This is a genomic window from Pseudomonas sp. MWU15-20650 (assembly GCF_023242475.1).
Classification (GTDB): Bacteria; Pseudomonadota; Gammaproteobacteria; order Pseudomonadales; family Pseudomonadaceae; genus Aquipseudomonas.
Genome location: NZ_JALJFG010000007.1, coordinates 146,435 through 170,406 on the forward strand (window position 1 = coordinate 146,435; position 23,972 = coordinate 170,406).

The following is a 23,972-nucleotide window of genomic DNA, read 5'->3' on the forward strand; positions in this document are numbered from 1 at the left end:
ACCACCTTTCATCACACACATTTGGACAATATCAGCGTAAACAGCAATGCCGCGACGGAAGCCAATACCGTGGCCCCCGTGAATTTCTTCAGGGCTTCAGGCAGGGACAGGCCCAGGTATTCCTTGACGACCCAGAAGGCAGAGTCGGTGACATGGGTCCAGCCGATCGCGCCGGCGCCAATGGCGATCACCAGGATCTCCGGGCTGTACTCAGGATGTTGCGCCAGCATCGGCAGGACCATGCCCGCCGTGCTGATCATGGCCACCGTGGCGGAACCGACGGCAAAGTGCATCAGCCCAGCGATCAACCAGGCCAGGATGATCGGGTTGATCGGGCTCTGCCCGAGCACGTCAGCCAGCGCCTTGCCGATGCCGCTGCCCACCAGCATGTCGTTGAACGCGCCGCCGGCGCCGATGACCAACAGAATGCCGGCCAGCGGAGGGAAGCAACGATGGGTCAACTGGAGCAAATCGGCCATGCTCAGCCCACGACGCAGGCCAAGCGACCAATAGGCGAAACAGATCGACAGCGTGAGGGCGATCAGTGGGTTGCCGATAAACGACACCCACTCCAAGGCCATCGAACCTTTTGCCAGTAACGGCGCTGCGACGGTTTTGCCGACCATCAGGGCCAGCGGCAGCAGCACGCTCACCATTGCCATAGCAAAGCTCGGCGCCCTGCCCTCATCGACATTCGCCTCGCTGCGTTCAGCCAGGAACAGTGCCTGGCCCTGGGGCGCTTGCCGGTTGCAGGCCAGCTTCACCCAGATCGGCCCGGCAATGATCGCCGTGGGCAAACCGACCATGAGGCCATACAGGATCACCTTGCCGATGTCGGCATTGAGCAAACCGGTTATCGCGGTGGCAGCGGGATGGGGTGGCAGAATGCAGTGCACCACCATCAACGAGGTCGCCAGCGGTACGCCCAGGCACAGCATGTTGATTCGCGTCTGGCGTGCGACCACGTAAATCAACGGCACCAGCAGCACAAACCCCACTTCGAAGAACACCGGTATGCCTGCGATAAAGCCGACGAGCATCATCGCCCAGGGCGCATGCTTTTCGCCCAGCACGCGCAACAGCGTGGTGGCGATACGCTTGGCGCCGCCCGATTCCTCCAGCAGCTTGCCCAGAATGCTGCCCAACCCGATGATCCCGGCCAAGAAGCCGAGGGTACTGCCCATGCCCTTTTCAAAGGCCGCGACAATGGCCGTCGGCGGCATACCCGTACCGATACCCACGACCAGGCTTGCGGCAATCAGGGAGAGGAACGGGTGAATACGAAATTGGCTGATCAAGACCACGATCAACAGGATCGAGGCTCCAAGGATCAAGAGAGAAAACGTAGGCGTCATGGCGGAATCGGCTCCATCGCAGCTCGCATGTGTGCGAGTTATTGTTTGTTGTTTGCGATGGATTAGATTTCAGCGGCGTAACGGCCACAAACGATGATTCATCAGGCCGCAGGTGATCTGTGTTCACGTGTACGACCCAACGTCGGCGCTGGCGCGGTACGGCCATCAGCGGCAGAATGGATACACCGTTGCTCAAGGACTGTGCGTCGCGGCATAAAGCGCCGGGCCCGAGCTGGACGCTCTAAAGGATTTAAATCCCACACACCAAGGACGACCATGATCAATCTACGTAAAGCCACTCACAGCGACCTCAAGGCACTGCACGAAGTCGGCTGTGAGACGTACCGGCAGCACTTTTCGATGCTCTGGTCTCCTGCCGCCATGCAGGACTTCCTCGACCAGGACTTTTCGCCCAGCGCACTCAGCCAATCACTTGAATTACCCACCAGGCATTTGTGGCTGCTCGCTGCCGAGGGAAGTGGCCAAGTCATTGGGTTCGCCAAGGTAAACTGGTCGACACCCGCGCCTTTAACGGGAGTGGTCGGTGCCGAGCTGCAAAAAATCTACTTGCTCAAATCCGCCTCCGGGCGTGGGTACGGCAGGCAGCTTTTGCAGTTCATTCGTGATGAAGCGACAGCGCGTGGCGAGCATTTGCTGTGGCTGGACGTACTCAAGAACAACGCCGATGCACAGCGCTTTTATGAAGCGTTTGGTTTTCAACGGATCGGTGAAATCCCTTTCAATACCGACTTGGCTGAAATCGGGATGGTCGTCATGGGGCTCGAACTGCAGCAGACTATAGCGTGCTAACGCAATCCGAAACCTTCACCACTTTTTCACACTTCCTTGAGATCCAAGGTACTTAACTACACCTAAGATTAGGAAACGCTCTCAATTATTTTTATTCATTCAGCGTTTAACTAAAACCTCCCAACACTGAAACAACATATCGATAGTATTCACTTAACGTAACACGGGTTAAGGGGATCAACGTGACATCGGCAATCACTGTATACGCCCCGAATGCGACACGCCCCAACCCCAGCGGTGCGGGGCCCAGCCGCTCCAGACATGGCCGCCCCCCCAGGCGAAATCTCCACCCAAAGCCCCAGAATCTAATGGCCTCAGCCTGAAGACAAGCTATACCTAAATAGCGACCCATAAGGTGATCATCATGCTGTGGCTCAAGCTACTTTTCTCAATTCACCCTGAACTGCGCAGCTTCGTCAGGATTGATCAAAACGGCGTCTGCTCAGAACTCATTCGATGCCAGCAATCGCCTGGCAAAACCTGTGTGGAAGTGGATGAGTTCTGCTTGAGTTGGCTGGGCAAGCCGTTACCGAGCTATGCGGCCAGGCGCGGTCCGCCAAGATGAATGCGTTTTGCAATTTCGGTACTTTCTCCAGGCCGATAAAAAACCCGTAGACGCTAATCTACGGGTTCTCAAGCAACGCTCTCTCTCCTGCGGTGCATCACCTCCCGCCAGCAAGACGGGCAGCCGGCGGAACGCTCTGACGAACATAATAATTGTCGAATTCACTGCTTTCGACAAATTGGAAGCCATGGCGGGTGTAAAAGCGATTCGAAGCGCTTTCTTTGAGAGCGCCAACTTTAACAGGGAGCGCAGCGGCATCCGCCTCTTTGAAAATTTGCATGAGAACGGCTGAGCCTATCCCCGATCCTTGCGCGCTCGGCGTCACATACAAGTGGTCGAGCAGGAGTTCATTGTGGTGATGCTTGACCACTACAAAACCCACCCTCTCTCCAGACACCTCGATGTAGTGTGTGTTCTGAGCTTCAAAACCGCTCAGGAACCGCTCGCGCGCGCGCACTGGATCAAATCGCCCAACACGCTCCAGGCTTTCGCGCATCGCCTCAATGCGGATGGCGACAAGATGGTCCACGTCACTTGGTTGAGCTACGACCCAAATGACCGGGGCGGTTTGATCAGGTGTGAGGGGCATATTGTGTGCTCCAAGGACCCTCCTGGGATAACCAGTATAGAGAAAAAGCATCACAGTGCCCCCGTCATTACCCGGTGGTCACTCTTCTAATTCAGGAAAAAGCCACATGCATACTTACCGGTTTCCGTGCATTCCAAAACCCTGGCTTCGCGGACACTTGGCGATTTTTTCCACCGCGATGAGTGGGTAATCCACATCATCTCAGCATACTTTTTCCCAAGGTCGAGCCGCATGTTCAGGTATCGCCCCTCAGCGGTGAGGTACACACAACTACTTAGGAAACCTTGTGTTTTGGAGCCTTCTTCACCCAGCAAAAAAATCCCTTTCTTAAAAGCAACGACGTCATCTTTCCCGCCATCGAGCAACACTCCCGTCCAGACGACACCCGACGACTTGGCTGGCGAGCTGAAGATCCCAAGATTGTTTTTTATGTCTCCAGGGCTCGGGCACGACTCTTCATCGCCCGGCCATTCTGGAATATCAAAGTACCGACTAGAAGCCGCTGCACTCACGAGGGTGACCAGCTGCAAAAGGAGTACGCCACCGGCCATGGAAAAAAAACGCACGAACTGAAATCCTATTAGCTCTCAAGCGCGCTTTTTTATCAGGCATCTGACCCGCTGTATTTAGGACGCGTCTGAACTTCAGGTGGTTTTTTCTTATGCGCTTCAAAGCACCAACCCAGCAAGGCTGTGTCGTGGGGAACTCAACGCCTGATCCTGCGCGTTAGTTTTCGCCAGCGTCATAGCAACGTCGGCAGTCTTGAATGGCCTCCATATGCTCGACTGTCCAGTCGAACAGGGCCGAGAAAGGCCCTTGCAACGATTTACCGAGCGGTGTCAGGGCATATTCGACGCCCAGCACTCGTCCATCCATGACCCTGCGCGTCACCATTGCATTCGCCAGATCAGGCCGAGCTCCGGCCAGCCGTGCAGGAACATCATCAATGGCTCTCGACATAGTGCGTTGTATGACGGGGCGTGCCGAAGACCCGCGAAGTCAGCTTGGAAGTGGACAAAGGAACGCCTCCTGCTACACCGGCTGCTAGATGCGAAGAGGCGGCGCCAAACCGAGCGGAACGCTTCGTCGCCTGTTCCAGAGGATAACCTCTTGATGCCATACAGGCGCGATGTTGCACTGTAGGTCAGCCCAGGGACTTTAGCATCGTTGCCCACGTATTTTTCGCTGGGATCGAGCAGATAGCTTCACATTCCTTTCACAGTCGAGCGCCTAAGGTCACTCCAGCTCCTAGTGAACATCCCTTTAAGCCCGCCCCCCCATCGCGGGCTTTTCTTTGCCTTTGATTTGCCTGGCCAAGACTCGCCCTGGGTTGCGGAACACGCCCTAAAAGTTGCGGAATGGTTCTAGAATCACAGCCAATAAAAAACCCCGTAGACGTTAATCTACGGGGTTTCTAAGAGTGGAGGCCGAGGTCGGAATCGAACCGGCGTAGGCGGATTTGCAATCCGCTGCATAACCATTTTGCTACTCGGCCTCAAACGATCAACGCCCTGACTACTGACATTCACCGCATACAAACTTGAGTGGGCTATGTAATGCCTGCCTCTACTCTAACTCATTGAATACATTGAAGTTTTTAATGCTTCATTGCGTTCGATGGGCGCCATTATGTACTCATTTGCTTATGCCTGCAACCCCTTGATTTCAAAAAATATTCTGCCTTGGCATCAAGGGGTTGCGTGTCTGCCCTACTCCTTGAGCTCGTGCAGTTGGTACCGCGGGTCAGCCTTGATCTGGGCTTCGGTGAACGGCAGTGGCCGCAGTGTTTTTTCGGAGAAGGCCTGGGTCTGGTCCTTCGAGTTTTTTGACTCGGGGTTGCTGGACTCGGAGAACGCCAGCACGCCTAGTGCTTGAGGGCCTTTGTCGTCGAAGGTGACGATTTGCAGGTAGCTGGTGCCGCTGACCACTTCGCGTTTACCGTCAGCGCGCGGTACGGTTTGCATGGCGTTGTAGATGCCGAGTTCTTGCGGGCCGCCGTGAATCGGGGTTTGACCCGAGACTTGGATCTCGCCCCAGCGGGTCGCACCGAGTTTGCTGACCTCGGCGGTGGAGGCCAGCATGGCTTCGCGCAGGGCCTTGGCGACGGGCGCCCGGTCGATGGCCAGGCCACTGGGGGTGGTCAGCGGATGGGCCGGGTCGAAGGCGACGCGCCAGGCATCGGGAATGTGCTGCAACCGTTGTACCAGGTTGATGAAGTGCACCAGGCCCAGGCCACTGTCGAGGTTGGCGCGCTGGTCCCAGTTTTTCAGGCTGGAGCAGAGCGGTTGTAGCGTAACGGTGTCAGCGCCCAGGGGCTTGGCACAGAACGCCAGCAGGTCGGGCATGACTTGGCCGGCCAAATACACGTCGTTGTCCATGACCATGTTTTGCAGGTCGGCAACGCTGATGGGTTGTTGCTCCAGGGATTGCAGACGCTGGAGGGCGAAGCGTGCGCGGGGGCCAAGGCCGATAGAGTCCTGGCTGATAACCGGCGAGAAGCCGGTCAGCGGTGCCTTGGGGTTGACCATCCAGGCGGAGTCATTGGAGTGCTGCACATAGTCGGTGCGCAGCAGTTGCGGCAATTGGTTACCTGGGAAGATGCCGGCCTGGGCGGCACGTGGGTCGACGTCCCAGGCGCAGGCGCTGCGCGTACCGTCGAGCATGATCATTTGCAGCCCGGCCCGTGGGTCGCTGCACTGCGCGAGCTTGGCGGCGCTGACGTTGGGTATCACCGACAGGTTCATGTAGAGGCTTTGGCCCTGATCATCCGTGGCCAGGGTGTTGACCCATGGGATGCCTTGCAGGGTATTCACTGAGGTTTGCAGTTCTTTGAGGCTGCCGGCGCGATTCATCGCGTACCACTGTTGCAGCACCCGGTCATTGCCCAGGTTGGCGTCGCGCAGGCTGAACGCGTAATGGCTGTCCCAGTCCAGCTTGCCCGGCCATTGCACGACCGGGCCGAATTGCGAACTGTAGACCGTATGGGTCACATCCTTGAGGCTGCCATCGGCTTGCTTGACCTGTACCTTCACCGTCGTTTTATCCAGGGGAATGGACTGGCCATCCAACAGGTAACGCCTGGAGTCCTTGGGATCAAGGCTCAGGCGATACAGCGTGAAATGCTTGGACGTATCCACCGTATGCGTCCATGCCACATGCTGGTTGAAGCCGATATTCACCACCGGCAAACCCGGTAGCGCAGCGCCCATGACATCCAGCTGACCGGGGATGGTCAGGTGCATTTCGTAAAAGCGCATGCCGCCCACCCAGGGAAAGTGCGGGTTGGCCAGCAGCATGCCGCGCCCGTTGAACGAGCGATCACGGCCCACGGCAACCGCATTACTGCCTCGGTCGAGGGTGAAGCGCTGCTGGTGGCTGGCGGCCAATTCAAAGGCCTGGCGGCTGGTTTGTGCAGTGGCCGTCGCTTGAGGCGGTGTCGCCCCCACCAAGGCTTCGGCGAATTGGCCTGCGCCGCCTTCCACCAACAGCCTGCGGGTCAGCTTCACGAGGTCTTCAACGCCCAACGGTCGCACCCACGCTGCCTGGCATTGCCCGGGCGCGCCCTGCTCTTGCAGATAACGGTTGTAGCCTGCCACATAACCTTCGATACGCTGCCTCAGTTCCAGGCTCTGCGCCTGCCAAAACGCGGCCACGGCCTCTGGCGTATTCAGCCAGGTGAAAAACACGTCGCTGGTGAGGTTGTTGCGCGCCTCCAGGGTCGAGTGTTCGGGGCCAAAGAACTTGGCGCGCTCGCCATTAACGGTGACCACTTCATTGGCCAGCAGGCACAGATTGTCCTGGGCATAGGCGTAGCCGATGCCAAAACCCAGGCCACGTTCATCCTGGGCGCGAATATGAGGCACACCATAACTGGTACGCCGGATCTGCGCCGACGCCTGCGTCACCTGCTCCCGTGCCGATGCGGCCAGGCTCAGCCCCAGTAACAGCGCCGCCACACCTAACCTGGACAACCCATTGGAAATAATCACGCCGACTCCACAGTCAAATTGAACAGCCTCACCCAGGGCAGTTACCCCACCGTAAGGACGCACGCCACCTGGCGTAATTTAGCCAGGACGGAGGGAAATTAACGCTCCGTTGACATGTGACAAACGCGATACCGACAAATTTTCTACATCGACCGTTTCATGATTTGCCTCGCTCGTTCGTCTTACCCACTAAGAGCGCCATCATTTTCCTGATCAGGCTCTGAAAAGGAGTTTTTGCATGTACAACCCGCAAGTTCCCACGGATGGGCATTCACCGACCGTAGAGGCCAATTTCGGCAATAACATCAAAGCGTTCGGCAACGCGCCCGCCCCACACGGCAACCAGCGTATTCGCCATTTGCTCAAGTGTTTCGGTTTGCGCACCAGCCTGATTCGGCTGAAGGTCATCGATGCCCTCCTCACGGCCGCCGACAGCCAACGCGCCCTGGGGGTACGGGGCGTGCACAGCCAGTTGCTGGAACTGGGCATCCCGTTGTCATTTCTCAGTGTGCGTGAGGTGCTCAAGCGCTTGTGCAGCGAGGGCGTGCTCACCCTCAATGCCGACAAAAGCTACAGCCTCAATGAAGAGGCTGCCAAAGTGCTCGAGGGGCGCGGGTGAATCACGTCTTTGTATCCCGACTCAGAAGTTGGGCTTGACCTTGCGACGCATGATGCCGTTGATCACCACGACTACCACGGCGATTGCAATGGCCAGGTACTGGAACGTTTTTTCGCTGATAACCCCAGTGTTCTGCAGATAGGACAGGCCAAACATCGACCCCAGAACTACCAGGGCAATCAGAATCGAGTATTTCAAGCGTTGCTTTTGGGTCATGACAAGTTCCTGAACCTGAAGAATGTATCCACTGTGTATCGCCGGACATGCCAAGCACATACCCGGTAACGGGGATGGATCGGGGTCGGCGGGGTCTCATGTTACAGGCGATGAAATAATTTGGCTTGTCCCACGCCTGATTGACCTTGTTGGCACCTTAGAGGATTTTGAAATGCTCCGTCGAGTCACACTGCTGATTCCCTTGCTGATCATGCTGAGCATGAGCGGCTGCTTCTTTTTCCCACATGGTGGTGGTGGCGGCTGGCATGACCACCGCTACGATGGTGGCCGAGGCTACGAACACCGCTGATCACTCGGTTGTCTCGCTGTCCACATCGGAGAGCGAGACGCTTGACGCTCTCCCCCCTGCCCCATCGCGGGTGCAACCTCCTTGCCCCCCAACACGCCCAAACCCATTGATACCGCCGCCCTGGCGACAGCAGAAACAGACATTGTTTTTTTACTTACGCTTTGCGGGCCGTTAGCCGGGAACGACTGTCGCTGATTCGTACACACATCAGTGCGTTTAAAGCAACTTCGTGCTGCCTTTGCCGCGCTCCCGTGTAGAAATCCGTTAGGTGAACAATGACCGTTTCCCACAGCATCTCTCAGACCTTTGATCCCGCCCTTCAAACCCTCAGCTCGAACAACGTTTCGCAGCCTCAGCCGCAGGAACACGCGCCAGCCGCCTCTGTGCCAGACGGTCGCCAGGCCCTGAAAACCGCCCTTGGGAACCGCAATGATCTAAAAACCCTGGCGCAGACGCTGAATGCCGCCATGGACAAACTCCCCGAGGGCGCCGAGCCGGAAGATGTGGCCAAAGCGCTGAAAGAAACCCTGATGCCCATCGACCCGGAGTCGACATTTCGCCGCGAGCAAAACCTGACGCGACAGACTGTCAGCCTGGAAACATTCATCAAGGGTACAAATAGGTCGATGCCGTTTTCCGTTGCCGATGTGAGGGAACAGGCCCAGATGCTTACTGATCAATCGATCACTCACCCTCTGGGCAATTTCGCGGGTGCCTTGTCATGGGCACTGCCCCTGGGCAAGGAATACCAACGCGAGCTGTTCAACGTCGTCGCTTGCAACAGTGCCGGCCTGGAAGGCTTGCCGCTGCAAAATCCCCGTTGGAGCGCATTGGACTATCTGGCCGACGCCGTATCGCTGTCGCGAACCGACCTGCAAGACCCCGCGAAAGCGTTGGAAAAACTGCTCGACTCGCCCCGATCCCAGGCCCTGGGCGAAGCGATCCAAAACAAGATCAATGGCATCGCCACCGACAGCAGCGTCAACGATTACGTATTGGCGGCAATCCATTTGGGGCTTGATCACGAATCCATCGACCACCCCGAACAAAACCGTGTTGCAGGCTTCGATATGGCTGCTGATAAATTCTGGAACAAGCCGCCCACAGACATTGTCAGCGCGCTGGCGGAACACCTGATTGCCAGCGGCAAGACGTCCAGGGAGACAGCTGCATTGGGCGCACGCCTGCTGCTGGGACGGGTCGCCCCCCAATACCTGGTCAAAGACATTCCTCCCGCCATCACCGTCAGCAGCATAGCGTGGGCGAATTTGTGCGTGGCAGTGGCCCGCATCGAAGCGCAAACGCCTGGCAAGGCTGCCTCGATGAGTTTCGGTGAAGTCATGCTGGCTGCCGAAGACACGCCACCGCCCAACGACGCCGTACAGAAAGCGGTGCTGATGGACTGGGCGGTTTCCAATCAAATTGTCAATGTCGACCCGAGTGGGGCTTACGCCCCCGAACCCATCGAGTACGCCCGGGGGGTGTTCAACCGGCAACTGGATGTTTTGAAAGCAATGTCCGAACAGCTTGAAACACCGATGCCCAATCGCAAGGCAATGGCATCGGCCTCGCTGACAAAGGAATTCGGCACGGACGTCGACTTTGAAAGAAAGTGCCTGCGCATCAACTACGGGCCTGAGTCTCCCGGTCTTCGTTTCGGCCCCCTTTGTTCGATGCGGGAGCTCACCATGCAGGGCGAGCCACTCAATGACAGTTGGCAGCTGGTGGATGGTGGCGAAACAATCAACAAGGAAACCTTTGACGCCTTTGTCGCGTTCACCAAGAATAAAACTAAATTCAACGTTGTCGACAACTTCAACAAGAAATTCACCGAGGTCACCAGCCTCTACAAAGACATCAAGAAAAATCTGGTGATGAATGCTATTACGCACTTGCCTCTGGAAGACCGAAACCTACTCAACCACGGCAAACTCAGGTTCTTCAAAGAGAACTCTTACACGGTCCCTCTCATTGGCTTTGAAAAACTTTTCCACTCGGACACCACGATTCAGGTACAAGCCGAACTCAATGGAAAAATGCGAACTTATTTGTTTGACACCGAGAAAGGTAACGTTGTCAGTACCGGAATTCACCCCGCCAACCACAAGCCCGTAGCTGTCTCGAACGAAGTCGTCAGGGTCGAGGAGTTTCTCCCCGACAGAGCCCTTAGGTCGTTGAAGGACGAGGTACCGTCACATCGTGGCAGCAACCAGAACCACTTCGAGAACCAGCGAATTCAAAACGTGGCAGCCACGGTCGTCAAGGGGCTGGGGATTGACAGTGACGCCGTCAGACGCCAGGCCGAAGGCAGAACGGACAGTGAACAGCTCCGCGACACCATCAACTCGATAGGCGAGTTTTTACTGAACCTTGTTCCCTTCGTATCCGCCATCAACAGTTTTAGCCGCGGCGACATTAAGGACGGTTTCATCGACTTGGCGTTTGATGTATTCGGGATTCTCACTGCGGGCGTGGGTATGGTCGGCAAGCTGGCAAAAGTCGCCGGCAGGACCGGCAATACACTCGCAAAAGTCGCCCATGGCAGCCGAATTGTCGGGGCGACCGCCTTCAGCGCATTCAACCCGCTGGGTGGCCTGGGTGACTTGACGGTAGGCGCAGGGAAAATTCTGGTAGAAGGTGCAAGCGCCGCTGGCGATGGTATTAAGCGCCTGCGCGGCATGGCCACAGGCAGTGACCTGGTCGAAGCGAGCAAGCGTTTTGAGTCAGCCGCAACCGGCACGTTTAAAGTCGGCGAAAACACTGTCGAAGGCAGTGCGGTCATGCAGGATGGGCGTTGGTATGCGTACGATGCGCATAAGCAGGACGCTTGCGGTGTGCCTCAAGATTTCCAGCCGACGCATACGCTGATGCCGCCCTCGCCCCAGGCTGACGTTTCCCATCGGTTGCAAGTGAGCACTCGGCAAAACCGCCGACATCACCCCTACCAAAAAACGCCGAACATCAATGGACGCACGTCAACGACACCACCGACCGTAATCAAAACCGAGCATCTGGTCCCCATCAAAGGCGAATACGTAAACCACATTAAAGGCCTTCCCAACGAAGGCCATTTCACACAAAGCCGAAAGCACGCGACTCTAGATCGGTTCGACACGGAAATGAATGACTATTATGAAAAACTGGATCCGTTAAACCCACCGAGCCGCCCCACGATTCCGGAAACGAAACCCTACGAGAGCGTGCACGACCTGATCGAAAAAGCCTTGGACAGTGCGGATGTGGTGATATTTGGGGAGAGCCACCAGCATCTGGCCATGTTCCGTGAAATTGACGCCAGCATCGAACAGTTCAAGCGCAAAAATGTAAAGGTGGTCGGCATTGAAGGTGTCATCTATAGAAACAATGGAAGTATCAAGGACGAAGGCATGGGCCGTACAGGCCCCGGCTACAGGCCCGCCGACGATAAACTCAATCTGCAAACGCTGATGGCTAAATTCGAAGCGGCCGGAATAGAGGTCGTGCCATTGGATCACCCTTATCTGACACGCCACTGGCTTGACCGTGACGCATACACAAGCCAAAGCGAAGCCGCCCGAAACGTGCAGCGACTCAAAGAGTTCAACTACTACGCCACACGCACCATTGAACAAAACAAGCACAAGGGCAAAGTGATCGCATTGGTGGGACGACAGCACATCAACACCACTCAAGGCGTCACCGGCCTGGCTGAGGCGACGGGTGGGATCGGCATCGGTGTTTACGAACGAGCCGGCATCCGCGTGGGCTACGGCACGAACTCCACGGATATTAAACCGGGGCCGATGGGCATCCTGAACGGTGATAACGATCTGGCGGGAGATTTGCAAATCTTTTCGCCTGAGGCCTGACAGCGCGTTGAATTGTTGCCTGCGCACGCAGGCAACAATCGAAACCATCAGCCACCCTGCACCCAGCGCTGAGGCAACCACCGCTCCAGCGCAAACCCCAGCAACCCGATCACCACCATCGCCCTCCACTCCGAGCACCGGGCGTTCGGCCTTGATGCCTTCGGCTTCGAACAGGCCATTGTTGTGGGCAACCAGCAACGGCGTGGCGCCGGGCGGTTACCCAGTAGCAGGATGCGGTCGGACAGCAACAGCACTTCGTCAATCGACCGTTGAGAAGGCGACCTATCTGACGTCTTACTGACGTAATTACTTACATACCGCAGGGAGCCCTTCCGGAACCGTTACACCTGGAACGCACACGAACCAGTGCGCCCAGGCTACAGCTGTTTGGCCTTTTGGAGCGTTTACATTTCCATGCCTGAAAGGTGAATGACTGTGAATATTCAACCTGCTGCCCCTGCGCTCGTGCTGCAATCCTCGCTGCTGGCTAACGGACTTCCCGAAACGCAACCCGATGTCGACGTTCATGCGGGCGAGACCGTACCCACGCCTGAGCAGGCACTGCCGGATGGTCGTGAGGCGCTGAGAAAAAAATCAAGTGCGCGGCGTGAGCTGCAAAACCTGGCCAAGGCGCTTGATGCGGCGCTGGATAAACTGCCGGAAGACGCAACGCCAGAGGCCGTGGCCGCTTATTTGAGCACCAATCATCTGACGCTTGCCCCGGGTAGCGCCAACGCCAACCCGCGCACAGCCAGCCTTGAATCACTCATCAGGGCGACCAGCCCTTACCTGCCCCAGAGCTACGCGCAGTTGCAAGAGCTTGCCCAGACCCTGGCCGAGCATGCTCAGGAGCACCCTTTGGGCAACATGAGTGGTGCGCTGGGCTGGTCGCTGCCGTTGAGCAACGAGCACCAGCGTAGGGTGTACAACGTCGTGGCCAGTAATAGCGCGAAGCTGCCAGGCTTGCCACTGGCCAACCCTCGTGCCGGCGCCTTGGATTACCTCGCCAATGCCGTCACGCTGTCCCCACAGCTGTTGCAGGACCCTGCCGCCGCACTGGAGAAACTGCTCGATTCGCCGCAGGCGGCAGCGCTGGGCGAAGCGATTCAAGCCAGTATCGGCGCAATCGCCACAGACAGCAGCGCCAATGACCATGTGCTGGCCGCCATCCATCTGGGCCTCGATCCTGAAGCACTCGATCAAAAACCCAACCGCAATAAAGTGGCCGGTTTTGATTTGGGCACCGAAATCCACAGAGACTCCTCGCCTGCGTCCGTCGTCGAGGCGTTTGCCAAGCACCTGAGCAGCACTGGCCGAACATCCCCGGCCACCGCCCCGCTGGCAGCGCGGTTGTTGCTGATGCGGGTGGCCCCACAGTTTTTGATCAAAGACATCCCGCCGTCAGTACGCTGCAACAGCCAGGCGTGGGCCAATCTATGCATTGCGGTAGCCGGTATCGAAGCCCACACACCCGGCAAAACGATGAACATGAACTTTGCCCAAGTGATGTGCGCCGATCCGTCGCAATACGAAGCCAGTGAAACGGCAAAGAAAAATGCGCTGATTGACTGGTGTGTGGCCAATGATGTGATTTACCGCCTCGACGACGCCCATTACACACCAGAAAGTATCGAGTACGCCCGCAAATCCTTCAACGCTCAACATGAAGCCATGAAAGAAGCGTCCGGGTTACTCGACAAACCCTTACCGAATCGGGAGAACATGGCGCAGGAGTTGATCAAAAAACACTTGGGAGACGATTTCCCGCTGGATGCAAAAATCTTTCGCATGAATTATCACAAAATGGGACTTCGGGGCCAACGCTTCAGTGATCCCTTGTCGCTCCGTGAACTCACCATGATGGGGCGCACAATCGATGTTAGAGACTGGGAAGTGAAAGGTCGTCCCCCTAATGTCAACCTGGCCGCCGTCGCCAGTTTCACACGCGGGCCCCACTTCAATGTTAAAAAGGAGTTTGACAAACAGTTTGCCGAGGTGACCGCTCACTGCAAAAAAATCCACCATTACACGTGGATGAATGCCATCACTCAGTTGCCTACCGCCGATCGAGAAATTTTAAATAACGCACAGCTCAGTTTCTATAAAGAGAACTCCTACAAGACTTCCGCTGTTCCGTTTTATCCAAACACGCTGTTCCACACCAGCGCGACGCTGATCATGCAAGCACAACTCAAGGGCGAAAAGCACGTCTACGAATTCGACACGGCGACCTTGACCATCAAAAAGGTGACCCAGACACGAATCGCGCCGGATGAACACCAGTCTAATGAAGTCACCAAGATCGAAAAGGTCCCTATCAGCAAAGACCTGCGTTTCCTGGGGGTCGAAAAATCCCAAGACAGCCCCGCATTCAACACGTTTGCAAACCCACGTATCCGCGACATTGCCCAGATGGTAGTCAACATGCAGGGGCTGGACAGTGACGCTGTCCGGCGACAAGCAGCGGGCAGGACGTCCTCGGAAAAAACTCGAGACACCTTGAATGCTGTCGGGGAGTTCATTCTGGACCTGATTCCTCTGAGGACGGCCATCAACAACTGGCGTAACGGTGATTACACGGATGCGGCGGTCGATCTGGCATTCGATATTTTTGGGCTCATCACCGCAGGCCTGGGCACCGCGGCAAAATTGGCCAAGGGTGCCAACAAAGCCCGCAGTACCCTCTCCAAATTGGGCCGTGCCACGCGAATAATCGGTGCAGATGCATTAACGGCGTTTAACCCTCTGGGCGGTGTGGGCGATATCGCCACGGGTGCGGGCAAACTGGCGCTGGCAGGCGCTGGCGCCGCGCGTGATGGCGTGCAGCGTATTCGCGGCGTCACCAAGGGGAGCGACATAATTGCCGCTGGCCGTGGATTTGATGACGCCGCTGTCGGCACCTTCAAACACGGTGATAAAAGCCTGGAATGCTCAGCGATACAGCATAAAGGCCAATGGTACGCTCTGGATGAACGCACCTTGCAGCCTTACGGCCCGCCGCTGGAGGATTTTGACCGCTGGCACAGCTACATGCCTCCAACGCCCGAGCTTAACCAACCGGTCAATCATCGATTCAACCCCATCAGTCAAAAGGGACGCGTCAAACCAAAAATCGAGGAGAAGAAGGTTGATCGCAAGGCGCTGCCCACCGGCAACTACGTCGAAGACACACTGTGGAAGCTGGAAGAGGGTCACTTCGTTGACGGCAATGGCAAGTATGAAACATTCAATAAGTTTATTAACGAAATGTTCAAGACCTACGCCGCGATTGAAAAGGGAGCAGCACCGGCGCGCGTGGTGATCCCCGAGATCCCCAAATTCGCCTCCGCGTCCGACGTGATCACCGAGGCATTGAAGGTCTCCGATGGCATTGTGTTCGGCGAGTCCCATAAACAGATGGCCAGCTTCAAAATGCTGTTCGATAACGTCGAGACATTCAAACAACAGGGCGTGAAAAAGGTGTATTTCGAAGGTGTCATCGACTCCGCAGATGGCATTGTAGATGACGGTATCAGCAACCTTGGACGCCACGGTATACGTCGCAATCCCACGTTCGAGGAACTCAGGGCCAAACTCAAGGAAAACGGCATTGAACTGCTGCCACTGGATCACAAGTATTTGACGCGCCACAAAGACGTGAGCATTGGCCCCACCCAGACAGGGTTTGGCTCCCGGCGGCGCCTTGAAGAGTTCAACTATTACGCCTCGGAAGTGATCCAGGCCACTGCGGGTGAGGACAAGTGGGTTGCGTTGGTCGGTCACTCCCACATGAACAGGACCGAAGGTGTCCCGGGGCTCGCCGATATGACCGGCACTATCAGTATCGGAGTGTTTGACAACCAACCGCCCTTTACGCCCGGTGGATACAAACCTAAACCTCGCGAAACGGACGTGCCGCCCCCTAAAGACGAGTTACCGGGGGACCTGTTCATTCGCGTTTAATCCCAGCCCAGCCAAAACCCGAGTGGCATGGCGCCACCCGGGCCTCCGCTCATCCCCCATGCACCCACCGCTGGTGCAACCAACGCGCCAGCGCATCCAACGCAAACCCCAGCAACCCGATCACCACCACCATCGCCATCAACTCCGAATACGCCAGTCGATCACGGGTATCGAGGATGTAGTACCCCAGTCCCGCGCTGACTCCGAGCATCTCGCACGGCACCAGCACGATCCACAGGATGCCAATCGCCAACCGCACACCGGTCAGCACATGCCCGACCACACCAGGAATGATGATCCGACGCAACGTCTCCCAGCGCGTGGCGCTCAAGCTCTGGCTCAATTGCAACCAGCGTGGGTCGAGCTGACGCACGCCGGCAGCGGTGTTGAGCATGATCGGCCACACGGCGGCAAAGGCCAGCAGGAAGTAAATGGGTTGGTCCCCTACCCCCATCAGCATCACCACGATGGGCATCCAGGACAGTGGCGAGATCATCCGCAGAAACTGGAAGGCCGGTGTCGTCGCCGCCTCCAGGTTGCGCGAACTGCCCACCAGCAGCCCCAGTGGCACACCGACCAACAGTGCGAGAAACAGCCCGACAACAATGCGCTTCAGGCTGACAGCGATGTGCAGGTACAACTCACTGCGCCCAAGTAATTCCCACACGCTGCTGGAGGTGGCCTCCAGGGAAAAACGCGCCGACAAACCGTCGGCCTCGCCAAACACTTTCACCCCCAGCCACCACAACACCAACAAACCAGCCAAGCCGCTGATACCGAGCAACCAGCCCGGCCATGCGACGGATGTGCCGTTGTTCAAACGCCAATCTCCTCGTGCCGCTCATAACCGTCCGGTAGGCCGAAGGTCTTCATGCCGCCCACCGACTCGATCGCCTGACGCACGAAACGGTCATCGACGAGGTCTTTGGCCACGAAGGCGGGGTCCAGGTCAGCGAGGAATTTTTTGTCGCCTTCGATCAAGGTGTCCTTCAAGCGCCGCACCAGTTCTTCTGTGTAGCTGGGGAACGGGTACGGTTGGAAGTCGATACGATGCTCGTCCCAATGGGCGTGCTGGATCGCGCCGTCGGCCAAATAGGTGGCCCGGTCGCTGGCCGCCGGGGCCAGGACTTTGCTCAGCACCGGCTCGGCATGCGGCGTATAGCGGTTCGGGCCGTCCTTGGACAGCAGCTTGACCGCCTCTTCGCGGTTGTCTCGGGTCCATACCTGGGCCTTGACGATGGCGTTCACTACCTTCTGCGACCACTCCGGGCGGTGGGTCAGGTCATGCTCGTGCATGAACACCACGCAGCACGCGTGGTTGCGCCACACATCGCCAGTAAAACGCTGCACGCGGCCGACCTTGAGGTTCTCCGCCAGGGCATTGAACGGCTCGGCGACGATGTAGCCGTCGATGCGCTTGCTGGCCAATGCCGGCGGCATGTCCGAGGGCGGCAGCACGATCAGGTTGACTTCATGGGCGGCAATCGAGCTGCCGGTCGCGCGCGTTACCGGCGTGAGGCCGTTGTCGCGGAACAGTTGCTGCACCACCACGTTATGGATCGAGTACCAGAACGGAATGGCCACCGACTTGCCGCCCAATTGCTTCACGTCGGTAATACCTGGGGAAACGGTCAGGCCCGAGCCGCCCACGTGGTTCCAGGCCACGACCTTGGCCGGCACTTTGCTGCCATAGCGCGCCCACACCGTCATCGGCGACAACAGGTGAATCACATTGACCTGGCCGGAGATAAACGCTTCGATCACCTGGGCCCAACTGCGCAACAGCACCGGGCGTTCGGCCTTGATGCCTTCGGCTTCGAACAGGCCATTGTTGTGGGCAACCAGCAACGGCGTGGCATCGGTGATCGGCAAGTAACCGATGCGTACCGGCGCGTCAGGCTCATTGGCGGCACGCGCCTGCAGGCTGCTCAACAGCGGTAAGGCGCCGGCGGCACTGAGCACCGCCGAGAGTTTGAGAAAGTCACGCCGCGAGTGGGTCAGGTCATCCAGACACATGGTTAAGCTCCAGTGGTTCAAGGGGGTTGGGTTGAGGTCGGCTCGCCTGCCGTAAGGTTTTCAGAATCTCGATACGCAGCGCGCCGATCGCCTCGACCTGTTCCTCCCGGGGTTGCGGCAGGTCGATATGCCATTCGCCCAAGGTCCGCGCCGGGCGGTTACCCAGTAGCAGGATGCGGTCGGACAGCAACAGCGCTTCGTCAATGTCGTGGGTGATCAACACCGCCGCCGAGCCTTGTTCGCGATTGACCTTGAGCAGCAAGTGCTGCATATCGGTGCGGGTCACTTCGTCCAGCGCACCGAAAGGCTCATCCAGCAGCAAGACCTGCGGTTGCCGCGCCAGGCAACGGGCCAGCGCGGTGCGCTGGGCCATGCCACCGGACAACTGCGCCGGAAACTGTTGACGGGCATGCTCCAGGCCGACAGCCGCAATGGCGTGATCGACGCGCTGGCGGAGTTGCGCGGTGGTCAGGTGCGGTTGGCGGGCGAAATCCAGGCCAAAGGCAACGTTCTTTTCCAGGTTCAGCCAAGGCAACAGGCTGGGGTCCTGGAACGCCACCGCGACCCGTGGATGCGGGCCGTTCAACGGCTCGCCCAACACCTGCACGCAACCGGCCTGAGGCACCTGCAACCCAGCCAGGACTCGCAACAGGCTGGACTTGCCCACGCCGCTGGGGCCCAGGATCGATACCACTTCACCCGGCTGCAACTGCAAGTCAAACCCTTGCAGCACCGGGCCGCTGGCATACCCCAGGGTGATCCCCTGGGCATTTAATACCGTCTGACTCATAAGGTGGCCTGGCGCGCCAGTTCGGTACGCAGTTGCACCAGGCTGGGCGTGACGATCGGCACAAACGCCGACTCGCGCCAGCGCCGGGCGAAGCCGCTGCCGTGGGCCGTCAGGTAAGCCTTGCCACCGCTGGCTTGCAGTTCAAGCTGTACCGCGCTGGCGGCGGTCTCCGCCAGGGCGATACGCAGCTTGAACAACGGTACCGGCTCAGCGGCAAAACGCCCTGCCAGCAAGCCGCTCTTAAGCTCGCCAACCAAGTGGCCCAAGGTCGCACGCAAGGCTTCCAGCTCTTCACGCAGCACGGTGCGGCTGGCACCCAAGTGGTTGGCCACCTCCGCCAGGGAGCGTCGGGCCAAGCCAATCGACATACCGCACTGCAAACCGAGAAACGCCGGGCGTACCGCCGGCAGGAACTTGCGCGCATCCTCATGCAGCAACCAGTCGCGGCTCAGTTCCACGCCTTCCAGGCCCAGTGCCGCGGTGTTGCTCGACTGCAGCCCGAGCAACTCCAGGTCGCGCGAGCGCTGCAAACCTGCCACCGAATCCGGTATCGCCAGAATAAACGGCGCGCCACCTGCCGCGTGTTCAATGGCGGCGGCGGCAACAAAACCGTTTTTGCGCAGGTTGGTCACCCAATGCAGGCGACCGTTCAGCGTCCAGCCCTGTTCAGTGGGCTCGGCGCTGATCTGCAATGCCTCGATGCCCGACAGATACTTCATCGCATTCGACAGGCCCGTCGCCCCGGCCAGCTTGCCGCTGAGCAAATCGGGCATCAGTTGCTCGCGTAGCCGCTCGTTGGGGCTCTGCAGCAAGTATTCGATAAACGAGCGCTGGCCCCAGCACACAAACGCTGCCGCCAGCGAGTGGCTGGCGACATTGGCGATGGCTTCCACCGCACCCGCCACATCGCCGCCCAAGCCTCCCTGAGAGGTGGGCACGCCGATTTTAAGAATATTGGCGTCTGCCAGCCGTGGCAGCACTTCCTGCGGATCGCAACTGCCCACATCCAGGGCTTGCGCTTGAACATCGAGCCAACGGCTCAAGATTGGGTCAAGCATTCATGTTTCTCCTTTTACATCAGGTGGACCTGCGCCGATTCAGCTTGCCGGTTTTTCCCAACGGTATTGCGCCAACTCCGGGTTCAGCGGGGTACGGGCAAACACATTAGCGAAGTTGCACAAGGTTGCCAGGCTCACGCCCAAGATAACTTCCAGTGCATGACCGTCGGTGTAGCCGGCGGCGCGGAACGCCTCAAAGCCTGCGTCGCTGACATCGCCACGGGTAGCGATGACTTCACGGGTAAAGGCGGCGAGTGTCTCATAGCGCGCGTTAGGCAGTTCGCCACGCTGACGCAAGGCCTCGATCACGGGCTCAGGCAGCTTGGCCTTATTGCGTGCCACGGCGGTATGGCCGGCGACGCAGAAATCGCAACCGTGGGAGGTCGCGGCAATCAGCTGCACCACTTCGCGGTCGGCCAGGCTCAGGTCCGCCTTGGCGTTCAAGCCGGAAACGGTGATGTAGGTTTCCAACGCAGCGGGGGCATTCGCCAGCACCGCCAGCAGGTTGGGGATGAAGCCCGAGCCCTTCAATGCGTTTTCCAGAAACGGTTTGGCCGCCTCCGGGGCGGTTTCAGGGGTGAGCAACGGTACACGGGACATGGAGTGGTCTCCTGTTGGGTTCGTGTCCCAGTCTGTTGGTTATAAAAAATCGTCTCAATAGGCTAAAGTAGCGATTACTTGCTCTTGAGTCTTTTCATTAGATGAATTCGTCCAGCGCACTTGTCGATTGGTTATTAGATAGCCTCGAACTCAACACCAGTCTATTTCACGTCGGCCGCTATTGCGGCGATTGGCACGCGAGCACCCATGGCTTGGCACAGGCGAGTTTTCACCTGATCGTGCAAGGCCACTGCTGGCTGCATATCGACGGTGAACCGACGCCCCAAGCCTTGAACAATGGCGACGCGGTGTTTCTGCTGCGCGACTTTGAATTCCGGCTGTCTGGGGAAGCCTCCGCTGCCGCCGCTCAGGAATGCCCACGCCGCCCGATGCAACCTCTGGACAGCAGCGCCACCAACGGCGTGGGGTTGGTCTGTGGGTTCTTTCACTTCCAGTCCGGCTTGTCGGCGATGATCGTCGACACCCTGCCCGCATGGATTATCCTGCGGGCCGGCGACCCCTCGTTGACGGCCGCACGCCACCTGTTCGAACTGATCCTGCGAGAGTGCGAACGCATTCCTGCGCCCTCTTCGGCCTTGCTCGAGCGCCTGTGCCACTTGCTGTTTCTGTACGTACTGCGCCAGCAAGTGATTGATAACAGCGACCTCGGGGGCCTGGCAGCGCTGGGGCGCCAACCTGCATTTGCCAACCTGCTGGAACAACTGATCGCACGCCCGGCTGAGCCCTGGAGCCTGGAAAGCATGGCGGCCTGCACCGGGCTGTCACGTTCGGCGTTTTTCAAGCGTTTCACTGAACTGTGCGGGCAATCCCCTGGGCAAGTATTGATGCTGGTGCGCATGCGCCATGCCTGCCAACTGTTCAAGCAAGACCAGACCGTAGCGGCCGTGTCGCTGGCGGTGGGCTATCAATCGGTGGCGGCCTTTACCCGCGCGTTTCGTAAAATATCCGGGCAACAGCCAGGCGCTTACCGTAAAGGCCAATATCAGAAGTCGAGAGCAGGTCACCCGTAGTTTTGCCCGACATCCATTGAAAAAATGGAACGTTTCTTGCGATACCACCGTACCTGAACCAAGTCGACAGCCTGGTGAGCGGGCAACAACCGGGGCCTACACTTTGCACGATAGTACCTAAAGCTCCTGTTTACCCAGCCGATAGCCCTACGAAGCTCCAACAAAGCCGCGTCGATAATAAACGCTTCGTAAGGACGATCCCCATGCCCCCACTGCGCTCCATCCAAGCTCGCTACACCCTGTTTCTGCTGCTGTTCGTCCTCGTGCTCTTTGTATTGACCGTCGTCGGAATCGGCCAACTGGTCGCGCCCAAGCTGCAACACACCGAAGAACAGGTGGTGCTCAACCGCGTGGCCGAAGTGGCCGAACAGATCCAGGGCGAGCTCAACAAGGTTCAAGCCCAGCAACGCAGCATCACCCAGACCATTGCCCTGCTCGACAGCGATGCCATCGACAAGGTCCTGCCTGGCCTGGTGGACCAGTATGGTGAGTTGAAAGTGTTCGGCGGCGGTATCTGGCCGTTGCCCAACCAGCGCACCCCGGGCCGCAACAAGCACAGCACCTTCTGGCACCGTGATGCGTCGGGCAAGCTGGCGGTGAACACCTTCTGGAACAGCGATGCCGCGCCCAACTATTACGACCAGAGCTGGTACAAGGGTGGCCTCGCCTCGCCGCGCGGCCAGTGCGCCTGGGCAGCCGCCTATAAAGACGATGCCAGCCAGGAGCCGCGCACCAACTGCGCCATGGCCATCCAGCGTGACGGTGCGGCCTACGGCGTCGCCACCATCGACGTGACCCTGGGTTTCTTCAATGACTTGGTGGCCAATAAAGAAAAAGACATCGGTGGCCAGATGCTGATCGTCGAGGGTGACGGCAAGATCATCAGCAATAGCACGCGCATCAGCGGCCCGGTGGTGCTGAAAAACATCAGCGAACTGGCCGGCACCTCGGCGTTCGCCGCGCAAGTCAGTGCCGCCCTCGCCCACCGCGACCAAGGGTTGCAGCGCAGTGAGTTCGACAATCAGGGCGTGGCCAGCACCTTCTACATGCGCCCCATCGAGGGCACGCCCTGGTTCCTCGCCACCGCCCTGCCCACGTCATTGATCACGGCCCAGCGCAACGATGTGCTGGGCAGCCTGGCCTTGGTGCAAATCCCCATGGTGTTGCTGCTGGTGCTGCTGGCGGTCTATGCGATCCGCCAACTGGTGCAGCGCATGACGACGCTGAAGAGCAATATCGATGCGTTGTCTGCCGGCGATGCCGACCTGACGCGGCGCATCACCATCCGCGCCGAGGACGAACTGGGTGCCATCGGCCATTCGGTGAACCGCTTTATCATCTACCTGCAGAACATGATTGGCGAAGTGACACAGGCCACGGGCGCCATGTCGTCCGGGCTCGAACAGCTGCAGCACACCTCGGCCCATACCAACCAGATCCTGGTACGGCATGCCTCGGAAACCGATCAAACGGTCACGGCGATCACCGAAATGAGTTCCACCGCCGACACCGTCGCGCAAAACGCCGCAGAAACCGCCTCGTTCACCCAGCGCGCCAACGAGCACGCCGACCGTTCCCGTGTGGTGGTGGGTGAAGCGTCCAACAGCGTCAGCGCCTTGATCGGTGAAGTGGCCAGCGCTACCCACACCGTCGAAAACATGCGCCAGGACGCTGCGCGCATCACCGAAACCCTCGGGGTGATCGGCGCCATTGCCGGCCAGACCAACCTGTTGGCACTCAACGCCGCGATTGAAGCCGCGCGTGCCGGCGAGCAAGGCCGTGGTTTCGCCGTAGTGGCCGACGAGGTGCGGGCCCTGGCCGCGCGCACCCAGGCCAGCACCTCGCAAATCAACGAGATGTTGGCGCGCTTGACCACCGGGGTGAGTTCGTCGGTGGCGGCCATGGAAAACACCCAGGCCAGTTGCCAATCGGCGGCGGATGCCACGGCACGGGTCAATACCGGCCTGGACGAAATGGCCGGTTCGGTCAGCCATATCAACAACCTCAGCACTCAGATCGCCACCGCCGCCGAACAACAAAGCGCGGTGACCGAAGAGATCAACCGCAGCATGGTGCAGATCCGACATATGGTCGAAGAGCTGGTGCAAAGCGGCCATGCCACTGAAACCAATACCCAGAGCCTGTTGGAGGCCAATGGTCGGGTAATTAGCTTGATGGGGCGCTTTAAAGTTCGTTGATCACGGCTTGCAGACTCCCGTGCAAAGCGCGGGAGT

The 23,972-nt window shown here is 58.4% G+C and carries 19 protein-coding genes, 1 tRNA gene and 1 pseudogene; 8 read left to right on the plus strand and 13 right to left on the minus strand.

The genetic code is table 11. From position 1 onward, the window contains the following. Positions 1-11 precede the first annotated feature (11 nt). Positions 12-1,355, minus strand: coding sequence for a gluconate:H+ symporter (locus M5B43_RS09260; protein ID WP_248749809.1), 1,344 nt, complete (start codon positions 1,353-1,355; stop codon positions 12-14). Between the two features lie 276 nt (positions 1,356-1,631). On the opposite strand from M5B43_RS09260, the gene M5B43_RS09265 reads away from it, so the two are divergent. Together M5B43_RS09265 and M5B43_RS09270 are read left to right on the plus strand one after the other, a co-directional pair. After that, on the plus strand, positions 1,632-2,165 hold the full coding sequence (locus M5B43_RS09265) for a GNAT family N-acetyltransferase (protein WP_248749810.1): 534 nt from the start codon (positions 1,632-1,634) through the stop codon (positions 2,163-2,165). Between the two features lie 364 nt (positions 2,166-2,529). Continuing rightward, on the plus strand, positions 2,530-2,730 hold the full coding sequence (locus M5B43_RS09270) for a hypothetical protein (RefSeq protein ID WP_248749811.1): 201 nt from the start codon (positions 2,530-2,532) through the stop codon (positions 2,728-2,730). A gap of 97 nt (positions 2,731-2,827) precedes the next feature. Here the strand turns inward: M5B43_RS09270 and M5B43_RS09275 are convergent, their stop codons facing one another. From M5B43_RS09275 to M5B43_RS09295, 6 genes and pseudogenes are all read right to left on the minus strand, one after another. Beyond that, positions 2,828-3,319: a GNAT family N-acetyltransferase gene (locus M5B43_RS09275; RefSeq protein WP_248749812.1), complete on the minus strand. Its 492-nt coding sequence runs from the start codon at positions 3,317-3,319 to the stop codon at positions 2,828-2,830. 86 nt (positions 3,320-3,405) lie between these two features. Continuing rightward, positions 3,406-3,885 carry a DUF3757 domain-containing protein gene (locus M5B43_RS09280; RefSeq protein WP_248749813.1) on the minus strand — a complete coding sequence of 160 codons (480 nt, stop codon included), beginning with the start codon at positions 3,883-3,885 and terminating at the stop codon, positions 3,406-3,408. A gap of 160 nt (positions 3,886-4,045) precedes the next feature. After that, on the minus strand, positions 4,046-4,195 hold the full coding sequence (locus M5B43_RS09285) for a hypothetical protein (protein ID WP_248749814.1): 150 nt from the start codon (positions 4,193-4,195) through the stop codon (positions 4,046-4,048). A gap of 17 nt (positions 4,196-4,212) precedes the next feature. Continuing rightward, positions 4,213-4,337 (minus strand): annotated as a pseudogene (locus M5B43_RS27340) (alpha/beta hydrolase); the annotation flags it as partial. Between the two features lie 403 nt (positions 4,338-4,740). Beyond that, positions 4,741-4,814, minus strand: a tRNA-Cys gene (locus M5B43_RS09290). Between the two features lie 214 nt (positions 4,815-5,028). Further along, complete coding sequence (locus M5B43_RS09295) at positions 5,029-7,308, minus strand: acylase (RefSeq protein WP_248749815.1); 2,280 nt, start codon at positions 7,306-7,308, stop codon at positions 5,029-5,031. 238 nt (positions 7,309-7,546) lie between these two features. Here M5B43_RS09295 and M5B43_RS09300 point away from each other — a divergent pair, with 238 nt between their 5' ends. Then, entirely contained in the window at positions 7,547-7,927 is a 381-nt protein-coding gene (locus M5B43_RS09300; protein WP_248749816.1) for a fe2+ zn2+ uptake regulation protein, read from the plus strand. A 21-nt stretch (positions 7,928-7,948) separates the two neighbouring features. Here M5B43_RS09300 and M5B43_RS09305 read toward each other — a convergent pair whose 3' ends face one another. Beyond that, positions 7,949-8,143, minus strand: coding sequence for a hypothetical protein (locus tag M5B43_RS09305; RefSeq protein ID WP_248749817.1), 195 nt, complete (start codon positions 8,141-8,143; stop codon positions 7,949-7,951). 172 nt (positions 8,144-8,315) lie between these two features. On the opposite strand from M5B43_RS09305, the gene M5B43_RS09310 reads away from it, so the two are divergent. The 3 genes from M5B43_RS09310 (at position 8,316) to M5B43_RS09320 (ending at position 16,243) form a co-directional block, all read left to right on the plus strand. Beyond that, positions 8,316-8,453, plus strand: coding sequence for a hypothetical protein (locus M5B43_RS09310; protein WP_248749818.1), 138 nt, complete (start codon positions 8,316-8,318; stop codon positions 8,451-8,453). Positions 8,454-8,728: 275 nt separating this feature from the next. Then, complete coding sequence (locus M5B43_RS09315) at positions 8,729-12,301, plus strand: membrane-targeted effector domain-containing toxin (RefSeq protein WP_248749819.1); 3,573 nt, start codon at positions 8,729-8,731, stop codon at positions 12,299-12,301. A 435-nt stretch (positions 12,302-12,736) separates the two neighbouring features. After that, positions 12,737-16,243: a membrane-targeted effector domain-containing toxin gene (locus tag M5B43_RS09320; RefSeq protein ID WP_248749820.1), complete on the plus strand. Its 3,507-nt coding sequence runs from the start codon at positions 12,737-12,739 to the stop codon at positions 16,241-16,243. A 49-nt stretch (positions 16,244-16,292) separates the two neighbouring features. On the opposite strand, the gene M5B43_RS09325 is transcribed toward M5B43_RS09320, so the two are convergent. Genes M5B43_RS09325 through M5B43_RS09345 form a run of 5 tightly spaced genes read right to left on the minus strand, consistent with a single transcriptional unit; the run spans position 16,293 to position 20,707 of the window. Further along, positions 16,293-17,063 (minus strand): ABC transporter permease, encoded by a 771-nt coding sequence (locus M5B43_RS09325; protein WP_248749821.1) that lies wholly within the window; start codon positions 17,061-17,063, stop codon positions 16,293-16,295. Then, positions 17,060-18,259 carry an ABC transporter substrate-binding protein gene (locus tag M5B43_RS09330; protein WP_248749822.1) on the minus strand — a complete coding sequence of 400 codons (1,200 nt, stop codon included), beginning with the start codon at positions 18,257-18,259 and terminating at the stop codon, positions 17,060-17,062. The genes M5B43_RS09325 and M5B43_RS09330 overlap by 4 nt, the downstream gene beginning before the upstream one ends. Beyond that, positions 18,246-19,049 (minus strand): ABC transporter ATP-binding protein, encoded by an 804-nt coding sequence (locus tag M5B43_RS09335; RefSeq protein WP_248749823.1) that lies wholly within the window; start codon positions 19,047-19,049, stop codon positions 18,246-18,248. Before M5B43_RS09335 ends, M5B43_RS09330 begins: the two co-directional genes overlap by 14 nt. After that, on the minus strand, positions 19,046-20,107 hold the full coding sequence (locus M5B43_RS09340) for an acyl-CoA dehydrogenase family protein (RefSeq protein WP_248749824.1): 1,062 nt from the start codon (positions 20,105-20,107) through the stop codon (positions 19,046-19,048). The genes M5B43_RS09335 and M5B43_RS09340 overlap by 4 nt, the downstream gene beginning before the upstream one ends. Positions 20,108-20,146: 39 nt before the next feature. After that, positions 20,147-20,707 (minus strand): carboxymuconolactone decarboxylase family protein, encoded by a 561-nt coding sequence (locus M5B43_RS09345; protein WP_248749825.1) that lies wholly within the window; start codon positions 20,705-20,707, stop codon positions 20,147-20,149. Between the two features lie 101 nt (positions 20,708-20,808). On the opposite strand from M5B43_RS09345, the gene M5B43_RS09350 reads away from it, so the two are divergent. Next, positions 20,809-21,738, plus strand: a complete 930-nt coding sequence (locus M5B43_RS09350) for an AraC family transcriptional regulator (protein ID WP_248749826.1) — start codon at positions 20,809-20,811, stop codon at positions 21,736-21,738. A gap of 203 nt (positions 21,739-21,941) precedes the next feature. Next, entirely contained in the window at positions 21,942-23,936 is a 1,995-nt protein-coding gene (locus M5B43_RS09355) for a methyl-accepting chemotaxis protein (protein ID WP_248749827.1), read from the plus strand. The last annotated feature ends 36 nt before the right edge of the window (positions 23,937-23,972 follow it).